At 70.2% G+C, this 15,008-nt stretch carries 14 protein-coding genes; all 14 read right to left on the bottom strand.

The annotated features are described in order from the left end of the window. Window positions 1-121: 121 nt before the first annotated feature. A complete protein-coding gene (aroB, locus tag ACF1DX_RS22005; protein ID WP_391792823.1) occupies window positions 122-1,213 on the bottom strand; it encodes a 3-dehydroquinate synthase in 1,092 nt (363 codons plus the stop codon). Beyond that, entirely contained in the window at window positions 1,210-1,725 is a 516-nt protein-coding gene (locus ACF1DX_RS22000; RefSeq protein WP_391792822.1) for a shikimate kinase, read from the bottom strand. The genes aroB and ACF1DX_RS22000 overlap by 4 nt, the downstream gene beginning before the upstream one ends. After that, window positions 1,722-2,906 (bottom strand): chorismate synthase, encoded by a 1,185-nt coding sequence (aroC, locus tag ACF1DX_RS21995; RefSeq protein ID WP_391792821.1) that lies wholly within the window; start codon window positions 2,904-2,906, stop codon window positions 1,722-1,724. The genes ACF1DX_RS22000 and aroC overlap by 4 nt, the downstream gene beginning before the upstream one ends. 195 nt (window positions 2,907-3,101) lie before the next feature. Then, on the bottom strand, window positions 3,102-3,557 hold the full coding sequence (locus ACF1DX_RS21990; protein WP_391792820.1) for a serine/threonine protein kinase: 456 nt from the start codon (window positions 3,555-3,557) through the stop codon (window positions 3,102-3,104). Between the two features lie 106 nt (window positions 3,558-3,663). Continuing rightward, a complete protein-coding gene (locus tag ACF1DX_RS21985; protein ID WP_391792819.1) occupies window positions 3,664-4,497 on the bottom strand; it encodes a shikimate dehydrogenase in 834 nt (277 codons plus the stop codon). Then, the gene (gene mltG, locus ACF1DX_RS21980) at window positions 4,497-6,173 is read right to left on the bottom strand and encodes an endolytic transglycosylase MltG (RefSeq protein WP_391792818.1); all 1,677 of its coding nucleotides are present in this window, start codon (window positions 6,171-6,173) and stop codon (window positions 4,497-4,499) included. Before mltG ends, ACF1DX_RS21985 begins: the two co-directional genes overlap by 1 nt. A 127-nt stretch (window positions 6,174-6,300) precedes the next feature. Further along, complete coding sequence (ruvX, locus tag ACF1DX_RS21975; RefSeq protein ID WP_391792915.1) at window positions 6,301-6,765, bottom strand: Holliday junction resolvase RuvX; 465 nt, start codon at window positions 6,763-6,765, stop codon at window positions 6,301-6,303. Between the two features lie 26 nt (window positions 6,766-6,791). After that, window positions 6,792-9,464: an alanine--tRNA ligase gene (alaS, locus tag ACF1DX_RS21970; RefSeq protein WP_391792817.1), complete on the bottom strand. Its 2,673-nt coding sequence runs from the start codon at window positions 9,462-9,464 to the stop codon at window positions 6,792-6,794. Then, complete coding sequence (locus ACF1DX_RS21965) at window positions 9,464-9,844, bottom strand: hypothetical protein (protein ID WP_391792816.1); 381 nt, start codon at window positions 9,842-9,844, stop codon at window positions 9,464-9,466. The genes alaS and ACF1DX_RS21965 overlap by 1 nt, the downstream gene beginning before the upstream one ends. Window positions 9,845-9,851: 7 nt before the next feature. Further along, complete coding sequence (locus tag ACF1DX_RS21960) at window positions 9,852-10,304, bottom strand: DUF948 domain-containing protein (protein ID WP_391792815.1); 453 nt, start codon at window positions 10,302-10,304, stop codon at window positions 9,852-9,854. Between the two features lie 189 nt (window positions 10,305-10,493). Then, window positions 10,494-11,108, bottom strand: a complete 615-nt coding sequence (rpsD, locus tag ACF1DX_RS21955) for a 30S ribosomal protein S4 (protein ID WP_030867712.1) — start codon at window positions 11,106-11,108, stop codon at window positions 10,494-10,496. Window positions 11,109-11,409: 301 nt separating this feature from the next. Then, complete coding sequence (locus ACF1DX_RS21950; RefSeq protein WP_391792814.1) at window positions 11,410-12,765, bottom strand: replication-associated recombination protein A; 1,356 nt, start codon at window positions 12,763-12,765, stop codon at window positions 11,410-11,412. 43 nt (window positions 12,766-12,808) lie between these two features. Next, entirely contained in the window at window positions 12,809-13,477 is a 669-nt protein-coding gene (locus tag ACF1DX_RS21945) for a vitamin K epoxide reductase family protein (protein ID WP_391792813.1), read from the bottom strand. 259 nt (window positions 13,478-13,736) lie between these two features. Then, window positions 13,737-14,999, bottom strand: coding sequence for a histidine--tRNA ligase (gene hisS / locus ACF1DX_RS21940; RefSeq protein WP_391792812.1), 1,263 nt, complete (start codon window positions 14,997-14,999; stop codon window positions 13,737-13,739). Between the last annotated feature and the right edge of the window lie 9 nt (window positions 15,000-15,008).

Raw genomic sequence — 15,008 nt, 5'->3', positions numbered from 1 at the left:
GCCACTCCGTCTCGTACAGGCGATGGGGCGCTGACAGCGGGGGTGACCCGCGTGCTACCGAACGGTACCGCCCCCTGCCGTCGTGGTGTGAACGGCCGGGGGCTGTGATGAGTGCCCGGGGCTACTCCCCGACCTCGCCGTACGCGGCGAGGAGGACGGCCGGGTCCGGGCCTTCGAACACCGTGGGCTTGGCGAGGCCGTCGAGGACGATGAAGCGCAGCAGGTCGCCGCGGGACTTCTTGTCGACCTTCATGTTCTCCAGCAGCTTGGGCCACTGGTCGTAGCGGTAGTGCAGGGGGAGCCCGACCGATTCGAGGACCGTCCGGTGGCGGTCCGCGGTGGCGTCGTCCAAGCGGCCCGCGAGGCGGCCCAGTTCCGCGGCGAAGTGCATGCCGACGGAGACCGCCGCACCGTGGCGCCACTTGTAGCGCTCGTTCTTCTCGATGGCGTGGCCGAGGGTGTGGCCGTAGTTCAGGATCTCGCGCAGACCCGATTCCTTGAGGTCGGACGAGACGACCTCCGCCTTGACCCGGATCGAACGCTCGATCAGTTCGGCGGTGTGCGGGCCGGACGGGGTGCGGGCGGCCTGGGGGTCGGACTCGATGAGGTCCAGGATCACCGGGTCGGCGATGAAGCCGGCCTTGATGACCTCGGCGAGTCCGGAGACGTAGTCGTTGACCGGGAGGGAGTCCAGGGCGGCCAGGTCGCACAGGACACCGGCGGGCGGGTGGAAGGCTCCGACGAGGTTCTTGCCCTCGGCGGTGTTGATGCCGGTCTTGCCGCCCACGGCCGCGTCCACCATGGCGAGCACGGTGGTGGGGATCGCGATCCAGCGGACTCCGCGCAGCCAGGTCGCGGCGACGAAGCCGGCCAGATCCGTCGTGGCGCCGCCGCCCACGCCGACGATGACGTCGGTGCGGGTGAAGCCGGACTGGCCCAGCGCCTTCCAGCAGTAGGCGGCGACCTCGGCGGTCTTGGCCTCCTCCGCGTTGGGCACCTGGATGGCGACCGCCTCGTAGCCCTGCTCGGCCAGGTCCGCGCGGAGCGCGTCGCCGGTCTCGGCGAGCGCCTCGGGGTGCACGATCGCCACCCGCTTGGCCCGGTCACCGATCAACCCGCCCAGCTCTCCGAGGAGCTGTCGTCCCACCAGGACGTCGTAGGGGTCGGTGCCCGCCGTGCCGCCGATGGCGATCCGCGTCACTGCCTCGCTCATGCTTCTTTCAACTCCAGTGCGTTCAGGGCGGCTTCCGCGACCTCTTCGGGGGTGCGGCCGTCCGTGGGTACGACGGCCGTGGCGACCTCCTCGTACAGGTGCCGGCGGGCCTCCATCAGCTCGCGCCACTGCTTGCGCGGGTTGACCGCCAGCAGCGGGCGGGCGGCGTTGAGGCCGGTGCGCTTGACGGCCTCCTCGACGTCCATCGAGAGGTAGACGACCCGCTGCCCGGCGAGCAGGGCGCGCGTCTCCGGGTCGAGGATCGCGCCGCCGCCGAGTGCCAGGACGCCCTCGTGCCCGGTGAGCGCCGTGCGCACCGCGCGCTTCTCGACGGCGCGGAAGGCGGGCTCACCCTCGTCGACGAAGATGTCGGCGATGGTGCGGCCCTCGGCGGTGACGATGTCGTCGTCGGTGTCGCGGTAGGCGACGCCCAGGCGCTCGGCGAGCAACTGCCCTACGGTGGACTTGCCCACGCCCATCGGACCGATCAGCACGATGAACGGTGAGCTCATCGGATGGCCAGGTTCTCGAGGTACGACGTCACGTTGCGGCGGGTCTCGGTGACGCTGTCGCCGCCGAACTTCTCGGCGACCGCGTCCGCGAGGACCAGGGCGACCATGGCCTCGGCGACGATGCCGGCGGCCGGCACGGCGCACACGTCGGAGCGCTGGTGGTGGGCGGCGGTCTCCTCGCCGGTGACGACGTCCACGGTCTTCAGCGCCCGCGGCACGGTCGCGATGGGCTTCATCGCCGCGCGTACGCGCAGCAGCTCGCCGGTGGTCAGTCCGCCCTCGGTGCCGCCGGAGCGGCCCGAGGCGCGCTTGATGCCGTCGGGGGTGGCGACGATCTCGTCGTGCGCCTTGGAACCGGGGACGCGGGCGAGGTCGAAGCCGTCACCGACCTCGACGCCCTTGATCGCCTGGATGCCCATGAGGGCGGCGGCCAGGCGTGCGTCCAGGCGGCGGTCCCAGTGGACGTGGGAGCCGAGACCGACCGGGACGCCGTACGCCAGCACCTCGACCACGCCGCCGAGGGTGTCGCCGTCCTTGTGGGCCTGGTCGATCTCGGCGACCATCGCCTTCGAGGCGTCCGCGTCCAGGCAGCGCACCGGGTCGGCGTCCAGCCGCTCCACGTCGGCGGGGGTCGGGTGGACGCCGTACGGCGCCTTGGCCGCGGCCAGCTCGACGACGTGGCTGACGATCTCGATGCCGGCCGTCTCCTTCAGGTACGACCGTGCCACCGCGCCCAGCGCCACGCGGGCGGCGGTCTCGCGGGCGGAGGCGCGCTCCAGGATCGGGCGGGCCTCGTCGAAGCCGTACTTCTGCATGCCGGCCAGGTCTGCGTGGCCGGGGCGGGGGCGGGTCAGCGGGGCGTTGCGCGCCAGGCCGGCCAGTACCTCCGGGTCGACCGGGTCGGCCGCCATGACCTGCTCCCACTTCGGCCACTCGGTGTTGCCCACCATGACCGCGACCGGGGAACCGAGGGTCAGACCGTGCCGGACGCCACCGAGGAAGCTGACCTCGTCGCGCTCGAACTTCATCCGGGCGCCGCGACCGTAGCCCAGCCGCCGCCTCGCGAGGTGGTCCGCCACCATGTCCGTGGTGATCGGTACGCCGGCGGGAAGGCCCTCCAGCGTCGCCACGAGTGCGGGACCGTGCGACTCCCCCGCGGTCAGCCAGCGCAACCTGCTCAACGGTGCTCCTCAATGCTCGCGCCCCGGTACTGCCCTGCGTACACGTGTCCTCGTGCACGGCTGCGGCGTGACGGGGTGCGCGGCCCCGGTCCGCCACCTCCGATCCTCCCACGTCCGGGCCGGGTGTCCGGCCGCCGGTCCATCAGGCGGACGGGCCAGGACGAACGGCGGGCTCAGGCCCACCAGCCTTCCGCGTCAGCCGCAGTTCCCGTAAGTGCTGGTGTGATACCAGTCACGGATACTGGACGCACCGATCTCCTCGTAGTGAGCCCAGAAACGAACGCACTTGCCAGGAGCGTTGAGGTAGACGGGCCCCGCGTAGTACTTGTAATCGCCGTCGTCCTTCTTCCACGAGCCGCCCTCGGCCTGGATTCCGGCACCCAGGCCCGTGGCCGTGCCGAAGTAGGCCCCGGCATTCTCGTGCTTGACCGTGACAACGCAGTTGTTCCCCGTCGAGGAGCTGTAAAGCAGATAGGCAGTTACGTTCTGCCCCAGCCCCATCGTGTGGCTGCGCTGCACGTAGTAACTGGAGCCACAGGCGGCCACGGCTCGCTCGGCGGGTGTCGCCGCATGCGCCACTCCGGATCCCGCCAGCAATATCCCGAAAGCCGCCGCCGTCAGGGCAAGGACGCGACTGATCGACTTACGCACAGTTCTCCCCTTCTCCGATGCCACTCGACACCGTCCGGCGAGACTATAGCTCCAAAATGATCTTCTTTTGTCAGGATCGCATCAATCAGGCCAGATCGTGACCTAATCACGCTCCCGCTTTCCGAAGTGCCCGCTCTCCCGCTTCTCGCATGGCCTCCAGAGGGGCCGGTGAATGCCCCGTCATCTGCTCCACCTGGAGCACCGCTTGGTGCACCAGCAGGTCCAGCCCGCTGACCACGGCGCCCCCGTACGCCGACCAGCGGGCGGCGAGAACGGTCGGCCACGGGTCGTAGAGCACGTCGAAGAGGGCCGTCGGACGCTCCGGGACGGCCTTGGCGAGGGTGTCCGTGACACCGGCCGGGGTGGTGCTGACGACCAGCGGGGCGTGCAGGGCCTGCTCGGCGTCGTCCCAGGCGGCGATGCGGACCGTGACGCCGAGCCGTTCGGCCCACTGCCGCATCTCCGTCGCGCGGGTCTCGCTGCGGACGTACACGGTGACCTCGCCCGAGCAGATCCGGGCCAGCGCGGCCAGCGCGGAGGAGGCGGTGGCGCCCGCGCCGATGACGGCGGCGGACTCCACCTTGTCGATGCCGTGCTCGCGCAGGGCGGCGACCATTCCGGGGATGTCGGTGTTGTCGCCGGCCCGGCGGCCGTCCGGCGTGAGGACGACCGTGTTGACCGCCTCGACCGAGGTCGCGGTCTCGCTGACCGAGTCGAGCAGCGGGATCACCGCCCGCTTCAGCGGCATGGTCAGCGACAGTCCCGCCCACTCGGTCCCGAGCGTGTCGAAGAAGCCGGGCAGAGCCTTCTCGTCGACCTCGAAACGGTCGTACGTCCAGTCCCTCAGCCCCAGTTCCGCGTACGCGGCACGATGCAGCACCGGAGAGAGGGAGTGGGCGATCGGGGAGCCGAGGACTGCGGCCCGACGAGGTGCGGTCATCAGTTCTTCCTCGCCTCGTTCCACTCTTCGACCAGTTTCGCGTGCTCGGCGTTGGTCTTGGTGAATTCGCTGGTCTTACCGTCGAGCGAGATGAAGTAGTACCAGCCGTCGCTCGTCGGGGCGAGCGCGCCCTTGATGGCGTCTTCGCCTGGATTGCTGATCGGTCCGGGCGGCAGGCCCTTGTAGAAGTACGTGTTGTACGGGTTGTCGTAGTTCCTGAGCTCGCTGAGGGTCAGGTCCAGCTTGCTCTGGTTCTTGACGTAGTTGTAGGTGGAGTCGAACTCCAGCATGCCGTTGGTCTCGGTGTTTCCCGGCTTGAGCCGGTTGTAGATAACCTCGGACATCTTGCGGAAGTCACTGTGGCTGGTGCCCTCAGCCTGGACGAGGCTCGCCACAGTGACAAGCTGCCACGGATCCTCAAGACCGAGGCTCTCGGCCTTTTTCTCGACTTCGAGCTTCTCGTAGGTGGCAGTGGCCTGCTCGACCATGCTCTTCAGCACGTCCTTGGGCGTCTGCCCCTCGGACACGCCGTAGCTGGAGGGGAACAGGAACCCTTCCAGGGGGTCCTTGACGTCCTCATGGTTCACCGCCCACTCGGGCAGGCCGAGCTTCTCCCAGTCGTTCTTAGCGACCTCCGCGGTGGTCCCGTCCTCGACCTTGAGGCGTGCGTCGATGAGCTTGTAGATGTCGGCGTTGCGCTTGCCCTCGGCGATGATCAGGTTGTCGCGGCTCTTCGGGCTGAGCATCAGCTCGACCGCGCTCGCGGCCGACATCTCCTTCTCCAGCGTGTACACGCCGTCCTGAATGGTCTTGCCCTCCGGGTTGGCCGCCTGGGCCGCGACGAAGGCGTCGACGCTCTTGACCACGCCCATCTTCTTGAGCTCCTGGCCGATGGCGTACCCGCCGGCGCCCTTGGGGATCGTGACGGTCACCTGCTCGCCGTTGCCGGCCCCCGCGAAATCCGGGGCGCTGCCGAAACGATCCTGGTAGAACTGGTAGCCGAAGTAGCCGACACCGGCGATGCCGCCGCCGAAGACCCCGACCACGACGAGACAGGCCAGGCCGCTGCGTCGTTTCCTCTCCTTGCCGCCCCGGCCCCGGCGCTCGCCGCGCCCGCTCCGGTCGTCCGGCTCGCCGTCACCGTCGTCGCCGGGGGCGTCGTCGCCACCGCCCGCGAAGAAGGCGTGTTCGCCCTGGTCGGGGCCCGGGTCCCAGTCGGTCTCCGGCTCGGGTTCGGCGCGGCGGCGGCCGGGCGGTTCGGGCGGCGGGTAGGCGTCGGGGGTGCCGTAGTGGTCGGGCTGCTCCGCGCCGTACGTCCCGGCCTGCTGCGCGTACGGGTCCGCCGGGCCGGCCGCGTAGGGGTCCTGCGGGTAGGAGCCCGTGGGCCAGCCGTTCTGGTCGTACTGCTGCTGCTGTTGTTGCTGCTGAGGGTCGTACTGCTGTTGCTGCTGGTCGTACTGCGGGTACTGCTGCCCGCCGTACCCGTGCTGCTCGCCGGTGCCCCAGTCGCCGTACTGCTGCTGCGCCTGCGGCTGCTGCGGATAGTGCTGTGGCTGGCCGCCGTAGGGGGACTGCTGACCCTGCTGGGTCTGCTGTCCGCCCCATCCGCCGTCCCCGTACAACGGGTCGTCCGGATGCCACGGTTCGGAGCCCTGGCCCCGGCCATACTCAGTCATCGATCCCCTAGAGCCGCGAGGCGGCGGTCGCCCGGCCGCCTGAAGACCACGGCTCCCGTACCGCCTCTCTCTGTGCGGCGGCTGTTCGAATGCCGTCCGCATCGCGCGGAACGTTACCGTATCGCGATCAGATGACCACTTCGACGCCCTCACCGGGTGGTCTGCCTGACACCCGTTCGGATTCCAGTGCCTGCTGAAGGATGATCACAGCGGCCGCCTGGTCGATGACGGAACGTCCCTTCTTGGACTTCACGCCCGAGGCGCGCAGTCCCTGACTCGCCGTCACCGTCGTCATGCGTTCGTCGACGAGTCGCACCGGAACGGGAGTGATCATACGGGCCAGCTCCTGCGTGAAACCCCTGACCTTGGCCGCGGCCGGGCCCTCGCCCCCCTTGAGGGAGCGGGGGAGACCGACGACGACCTCGATCGGCTCGTACTCCTCGACGAGCTGCCGCAGCCTGCGGTGGGCGGCGGGGACGTCCCGGCCGGGGACGGTCTCGACCGGCGTGGCGAGGATCCCGTCGGGGTCGCACGAGGCGACCCCGATACGGGCGTCCCCGACGTCGATCGCGAGACGGCGGCCCCGGCGCATCGCCGGGGTGTCCCGCTGGTCCTCGCTCACTTGGCGGTGTCCGCCACGAGCCGCTCGACGGCGTCGACGGCCTCGCCGACGGCGGCCGGGTTCTGGCCGCCGCCCTGGGCGACGTCCGGCTTGCCGCCACCGCCGCCGCCGAGGGTCTTGGCGGCGGTGCGGACCAGGTCACCGGCCTTGAGGCCGCGCTCGCGGGCGGCCTCGTTGGTGGCGATGACCGTCAGCGGCTTGCCGTTGTTCACGGCGAACAGGGCGACGACGACGGCCCGGCCGCCCTGGATGCGGCCCCGCACGTCGAGGACCAGCTTGCGCAGGTCGTCCGGCGTGGTGCCGTCGGGGACCTGGCCGGTGACAAGGGCGACGCCGTGGACGTCCTTGGCGGACTCGGCGAGACCGGCGGCGGCCTGGAGCACCTTCTCGGCGCGGAACTTCTCGATCTCCTTCTCGGCGTCCTTCAGCTTGCCGAGCATGGCGGAGACCTTCTCCGGGAGCTCCTCCGGGCGGCCCTTGATCAGCTCCTGGAGCTGGGCGACGACCGTGTGCTCACGGGCGAGGAAGTTGTAGGCGTCCACACCGACCAGGGCCTCGATACGGCGCACACCCGAGCCGATGGACGACTCGCCGAGCAGCTTGACCAGGCCGAGCTGGGAGGTGTTGTGCACGTGGGTGCCGCCGCACAGCTCCTTGGAGAAGTCGCCGATGGTGACCACGCGCACGCGCTCGCCGTACTTCTCGCCGAACTCGGCGATGGCGCCCTGCTTCTTGGCCTCGTCGATGCCCATGACGTCGGCGCGGACGTCGAGGTCGCGGGCGAGCACCTCGTTGATCTTCTGCTCGACGTCGGTCATCACGGCCGTCGGTACGGCGGACGGGGAGCCGAAGTCGAAGCGGAAGCGGCCGGGCTGGTTCTCGGAACCGGCCTGGGCGGCCGTCGGGCCGAGGGCGTCGCGCAGGGCCTGGTGGGTGAGGTGGGTGGCCGAGTGGGCGCGGGCGATGGCCGTGCGGCGGCGGCCGTCGATGGAGGCGTGGGCCTTGGCGCCGACGGTGACCTCGCCGACCTGGACGACGCCCTTGTGGACGTACACGCCCGGGACCGGCTTCTGGCAGTCGCGGATCTCCACGACGGCACCGGTGTCGACCTTGATGCGGCCGGTGTCGCCGATCTGGCCGCCGCCCTCGGCGTAGAACGGGGTGCGGTCGAGGACGATCTCGACCTCGTCGCCCTCGGTGGCGGCCGGCGAGGAGACGCCGTCGACGAGGATGCCGACGATCGTGGACTCGCCCTCGGTGTCGGTGTAGCCGATGAAGTCGGTGGCACCGGCGCGGTCGGCGATCTCGCGGTAGGCGCCCATGTCGGCGTGGCCGGTCTTCTTGGCCTGGGCGTCGGCCTTGGCGCGCTCCCGCTGCTCCTTCATCAGGCGCCGGAAGCCCTCCTCGTCCACGGAGAGCCCCTGCTCGGCGGCCATCTCCAGGGTGAGGTCGATCGGGAAGCCCCAGGTGTCGTGGAGCAGGAAGGCCTTGTCGCCGGCGAGGACCGTGCCGCCGGCGGCCTTGGTGTCGCTGACGGCGGTGTCGAGGATGTTGGTGCCGGCCTTCAGCGTCTTGAGGAAGGCGTTCTCCTCGGCGAGGGCGACCTTCTCGATGCGCTCGCGGTCGGTGATGAGCTCGGGGTACTGCTGCCCCATCATCCCGATCACGACGTCGACGAGGTCCTTGACGACCGGACCGGTGGCGCCGAGCAGGCGCATGTTGCGGATGGCGCGGCGCATGATGCGGCGCAGCACGTAGCCGCGGCCCTCGTTGCCGGGGGTGACGCCGTCGCCGATGAGCATCACGGAGGTGCGCATGTGGTCGGTGACCACGCGGAGCGAGACGTCGGAGGCGTGGGCGTCGCCGTAGGCCACGCCGGTGAGCTCGGTGGCCTTGTCGATGACGGCCATGGAGGTGTCGATCTCGTACATGTTCTGCACGCCCTGCAGAATCATGGCGAGGCGTTCCAGGCCGAGTCCGGTGTCGATGTTCTGGCTCGGCAGGTCCCCGAGGATCTCGAAGTCGTCCTTGCCGGTGCCCTCGCCCCGCTCGTACTGCATGAAGACGAGGTTCCAGATCTCCACGTACCGCTCGTCGTTGACGGCGGGGCCGCCCTCGACGCCGAACTCGGGGCCGCGGTCGTAGTTGATCTCGGAGCAGGGGCCGCAGGGGCCGGGGACGCCCATGGACCAGTAGTTGTCCTTCTTGCCCAGGCGCTGGATGCGCTCGGACGGGACCCCCACGACGTCGTGCCAGATCCGCTCGGCCTCGTCGTCGTCCTGGTAGACGGTGATCCACAGGCGCTCGGGGTCGAGGCCGTAACCGCCCTCGTCCTGGGAGCTGGTGAGCAGCTCCCAGGCGTACTTGATGGCGCCTTCCTTGAAGTAGTCGCCGAAGGAGAAGTTGCCGCACATCTGGAAGAACGTGCCGTGGCGGGTGGTCTTGCCGACCTCTTCGATGTCGGGGGTGCGCACGCACTTCTGCACGCTGGTGGCGCGGTCGAAGGGCGGCTTGACCTCGCCGAGGAAGTAGGGCTTGAAGGGCACCATGCCGGCCGGGACGAGCAGCAGAGTCGGGTCGTCCGCGATGAGCGACGCCGACGGGACGACGGTGTGCCCGCGCTCCTCGAAGAAGCTCAGCCAGCGGCGGCGGATCTCGGCCGACTCCATCAGTGGTCCTCATTCCGGTTGTACGGGTACGTCGGGTGCGTCGGGTGCGTCGGCTTGTGCGCCGGGCCCTCGACGTACTTGGGGGTGTTGCGGTTCTCGATGACGGCGTAGCTGCGGGGGGCGGGGAGTTCGCGGTCGACGGGGGCGTTGAGCCCGAGCGCGTCGCCCAGTTCGGCCTCCCGCCGGGCCATGTTGTCGCGGACCTCGAGCGCGAAGTCGACCGCGCGGTCCTTGAGCCGGCCGCCGGCCTCGATCGCCTTGTTCGCCGCGGTGACGGCGAGGTGCTCGGGCGTCAGCTGCTTGATCTTGCGGTTGACCTTGGTGGTGGCCCACACTCCGGCGGCGACGCCGGTGGTGAACCAGAACGTTCGGCGGAACATCGCTGGGTCAGTCCCTCTTTCCCCGGGTCCGCTTGTCACGCCGCGCGCCCGGGACGGTGCGGCCCACGATCACGTCGCGCCTCGGCTCCCTGGCCGGGGCGTCGTCCTTGCGGCCGCTGACGGCGCGGCGCACTCCGTAGCCGAAGGCGGCGACCTTGACCAGGGGGCCGCCGAAGGTGGAGGCCACGGTGGTCGACAGCGCGGAGGCGTTGGAGGTGACCTCCTGGACGTCGGAGGCGATCGCGTCGACCCGTTCGATCTGGGTCTGCGCGGAACGCACCGCCGCCGAGGCGTCCGCCAGCAGGGGGACGGCCTGGTCGGTCACGTCCGCCACCAGCCTGGTGGTCGCCCGGAGCGTCTGGGCCAGCCTCGCCAGCGCGACGGCGAGGAAGGAGACCAGGATCGCCCAGAACACGGCCACCAGGATTCCGGCCACCTCGCCACCGGACACTGTGTGCACCCGCTCCCTTGAAACGCGCCTGAACATCGAGAAAGTCGTGGGTCGAGCCTATCGCGCCGGTGACGGGACTCCGTACCGGATTACCGTCCGCCACCGGCGGAGTCGCGGGAAGCGACGACGAACCCGCCGCCTCGCCCGCCCAAAGGGGCGGGGAGACGGCGGGTTCGGGATACCGCGCGCCTGCTGGGATCAGCGGGCGTAGTACTCGACGACGAGCTGCTCGTCGCAGATCACCGGGATCTCCTTGCGGTTCGGCTCACGGTCCAGGCGGAACGCCAGGGACTTGAGGTTCACCTGGAGGTAGCGCGGGGTCTCACCGTCGGGGGCGAAGCCGCCTTCACGGGCGATCGTGAAGAGGGTCTTCTCCTTGGAACGGTCGCGGACCTGCACCACGTCGTCCGGGCGGACACGGAAGGAGGGCTTGTCGACCTTCTTGCCGTTGACCTGGATGTGACCGTGGACGACCATCTGGCGGGCCTGGTAGATCGTGCGGGCGATGCCCGAACGCAGGACCAGCGCGTCGAGGCGGCGCTCGAGCTCGATGATCAGGGCCTCACCGGTCTTGCCCTGCACCTTGGAGGCACGCTCGTAGGCGCGGACGAGCTGACGCTCGGAGATGTCGTACTGCGCGCGCAGACGCTGCTTCTCCAGCAGACGGACCTTGTAGTCCGAGTTCTGCTTGCGGCCGCGGCCGTGCTCGCCCGGCGGGTAGGGGCGGGCCTCGAAGTACTTGACGGCCTTCGGGGTCAGCGCGATGCCGAGGGCACGCGACTTCTTGACCTTGGGGCGGGACTGGTTCGCCACTTCTCTTCCTTTTCCTTTTCGGCTGCCTCAGGGTTACGGGAGGTCGCATCCGCAGCCGGGGAATTCCCATCGGGCCCGCGAGGGACCTGGTGGGCAGCCGCTCCCCTGGACTGGGCACATACGTGCAGCACACGAACGGCCCACCGACCGGTCCCGGGACTGACGGGGGGTGGTGGGCTGCCCGCGACACCTACGACGGTGCGCGACGCTCCTGGATCGAAGATCCGGCTGGGTGTCCCGCCTGAGGCGCCGACCGGAGCCGGACACGGGACTCAGCACTCCGGCAGATTCTACAGGGTGGTCAGGACCGCTTCCGACCGAGGTGCTTCCTGGTCCACTCCACCGCGTCCGCGTACCGCGCCTCCGCGCCGTGCCGGGTGGGCTCGTAGTACGTGCGGTCCTTCAGGGCGTCCGGCGCGTACTGCTGCGCGGCGATGCCCTCGGGCAGGTCGTGCGGGTAGGTGTAGCCCTTTCCGTGCCCGAGCTTCGTCGCGCCCTTGTAGTGGCTGTCCCGGAGGTGGGACGGCACGGGTCCGGCCAGTCCCTTGCGTACGTCGTCCAGGGCGGCGCCGATCGCGGTGGTGGCCGCGTTGGACTTGGGCGCGAGGGCGAGGGCGATGGTGGCGTGGCTGAGGGTGAGAGCGGCCTCCGGGAAGCCGATCATGGCGACGGCCTGGGCGGCGGCGACCGCGATCGGCAGCGCGTTCGGGTCGGCCAGGCCGATGTCCTCGCTCGCGGAGATCATCAGCCGGCGGGCGATGAAGCGGGGGTCCTCGCCGGCCTCGATCATGCGGGCCAGGTAGTGCAGGGCGGCGTCCACGTCGGAGCCGCGGATGGACTTGATCAGGGCGCTGGCGACGTCGTAGTGCTGGTCGCCGTCGCGGTCGTACTTCACCGCGGCCCGGTCGACCGTCTCCTCCAGCGTGGCCAGGGTGATCGACGCCTCGCCCTTGTCGAGCGCGGCCCCTGCGGCGGCCTCCAGGGCGGTGAGCGCGCGGCGGGCGTCGCCGCCCGCGATCCGCAGGAAGTGGTTCTCGGTGTCCTCGGGGAGGGTGACGGCGCCCTTCAGGCCCCGCTCGTCGGTGAGGGCGCGCTTCAGCAGGTCCCGGACGTCGTCGTCGGTGAGCGGTTCGAGGGTGAGGAGGAGGGAGCGGGAGAGCAGCGGGGAGATGACCGAGAAGTAGGGGTTCTCGGTGGTCGCGGCGATCAGGGTGACCCAGCGGTTCTCCACGGCCGGGAGCAGGGAGTCCTGCTGGGCCTTGCTGAAGCGGTGGATCTCGTCGAGGAAGAGGACGGTCTCCTGGCCGTACCCGCCGGAGGCGCGGCGGGCGCCGTCGATGACCGCGCGGACCTCCTTGACGCCCGCGGTGATCGCCGACAGCTCGACGAAGCGCTTGTTGGTGGCCTTGGAGACGACGTAGGCCAGGGTCGTCTTGCCGGTGCCGGGCGGGCCCCAGAGGATCACCGAGGAAGGACCCGCGGGGCCCGAGGCGCCCTCGCCGACCAGTCTGCGCAGGGGGGAGCCCGGCTTCAGCAGGTGCTGCTGGCCCACCACCTCGTCGAGGGTGCGCGGGCGCATCCGGACCGCCAGGGGGCTGCCGGTCGGGTCCTTCTCCTGGCGTTCTTCTGCTGCGGCGGTGAACAGGTCGGGCTCCACGCTGAAACCCTAAGGCACCGCACCGACAGCCCGGGGCGGGCGGTCAGCTGGTCCAGAACTCCCACCAGCGGGTCAGGATCAGCATGCCGATGATGCCGATGTGCAGGACCGGCATGACCCAGGTGAACTCGCCGAAGAAGCCCTTCAGCCAGCCGGGGGCGGGCAGGAAGCCCTGGCGGACGTTGAACGACGTCACGTACCAGAACATGATGATCGTGGCGACCCAGGCCAGGCAGCACCACAGGCACAGGGCGTTGATCCGGTACAGGGACTGGAACATCAGCCAGGCGCAGAACACGGTGCCGAAGAGGGTGCCCGCGTTGAAGGTGAGCCAGTACCAGCGCGGGAAGCGGGCCCGGGCGAGCAGGCTCATGCCGACGCAGACGACGATGCCGTAGGTGACCAGGCCGAGCATCGGGTTGGGGAAGCCGAAGACGGAGGCCTGGTCGCTCTCCATGACGCTGCCGCAGGAGACGACGGGGTTGAGGCTGCACCCGGGGACGAACGTCTCGCCCTTGACCTTGGCCTCGAGCAGCTTGAACTTGTCGAGCGTGATCACCCACGCGGCGAGCACGCCGGCGGCGCCGGTGATCACCAGGAGCAGGGCGAAGGCCCGGCTCGCGCCCTCCGTGCGCGGCGCGGAGGCGGCCCGCTGCGGTGCGGCCGAGGGTTCGGGATCCATGTCGACGTCCCTGACTGTCGTCTTGCTCATCACGCCGATTCCGTCACTGGGGTGTGGACCTGCTTCGGGCAGGGGCCATTGTGCCGTACGGGACCGTGGGTTCGCCGTTGTGCGGACATAAGTGCGTACCGGCGTTCGCCCGTGAGTGTGCGGTTTCGGCCGCTGCCCGGGGACGACCGTGCACACGCTCCGCTCAGGATCATCCGGCCGGGTGAACCGCCCGTAGGTGTTGACGACGAAGGCGCCGGTGCCCCGCGCGGGGCACCGGCGCCTTCGTCGGTACGACGGGTCAGCCGAGCCGTGACTCCAGCTCCGCCACGATCTCGTTGACGCCGACCGCCGTCTGCTCGCCGGACTCCATGTCCTTGAGCTGCACCACGCCCTCGGCGAGGTCGCGGTCGCCCAGCACCAGGGCGTAGCGGGCGCCCGAGCGGTTGGCGGCCTTCATCGCGGCCTTGAGGCCCTTGCCGCCGTAGGAGAAGTCCGCGGCCACGCCGTTCTTGCGCAGTTCGATGACCTTCGCGAACAGCACCCGGCGGGCCTCGTCGCCGAGCGGGACGGCGAACACGCTGGTGGTGGCGGGGAGTTCGAGCTCGACGCCCTCCGCCTCCAGGGCCAGCACGGTGCGGTCGACACCCAGGGCCCAGCCGACGGACGGCAGCGCGGGGCCGCCGATCATCTCGGACAGGCCGTCGTAGCGGCCGCCGCCGCCCACCGCGGACTGGGAGCCCAGGCCGTCGTGGACGAACTCGAAGGTCGTACGGGTGTAGTAGTCGAGGCCGCGGACCAGCTTGGGATCGTCCTCGAAGGCCACGCCCGCCGCCGTGATCAGCTCGCGGACCTCCTCGTGGTACGCCTTGCAGGCGTCGCAGAGGTAGTCGCGCAGCAGGGGCGCCCCGGTGAGCTGCTTCTGCACCGACTCGCGCTTGTCGTCCAGGACGCGCAGCGGGTTGATCTCCGCGCGGCGCAGCGTGTCCTCGTCCAGGTCGAGGCCGCGCAGGAAGTCCTGCAGCGCGGCCCGGTACACCGGGCGGCACTCCTTGTCGCCGAGGCTGTTGAGCAGGATGCGGAAGTTCCGCAGGCCCAGCGAGCGGTACGCCTGGTCGGCGAGGATGATCAGCTCGGCGTCGAGCGCCGGGTCCTCCGCGCCGATCGCCTCGGCGCCGACCTGGGAGAAGTGGCGGTAGCGGCCCTTCTGGGGGCGCTCGTAGCGGTAGTAGGAACCGGAGTACCAGAGCTTGACCGGGAGGTTGCCCGCCTTGTGCAGGTTGGCCTCCAGGGCCGCGCGCAGCACGGAGGCGGTGCCCTCGGGGCGCAGGGCGAGCCGGTCGCCGCCCTTGGTCTCGAAGGCGTACATCTCCTTGGTGACGATGTCGGTGGACTCGCCGACACCACGCGCGAACAGCTCGACGTTCTCGAAGCCGGGCGTCTCGATGTAGCCGTAGCCGGAACCCCGCAGCGGGGCGGCGATGGCCTCGCGGACGGCGAGGTACTTGGCGCTGTCCGGCGGGATCAGGTCGTACGTGCCCTTGGGGGCCTTGAAGGTGCTCACGGAAGGTCT

The sequence above is a fragment of the Streptomyces sp. NPDC014676 genome (genome assembly GCF_043084105.1).
Taxonomy (GTDB): domain Bacteria; phylum Actinomycetota; class Actinomycetes; order Streptomycetales; family Streptomycetaceae; genus Streptomyces.
This window is presented reverse-complemented; position numbering and strand designations above follow the sequence as displayed.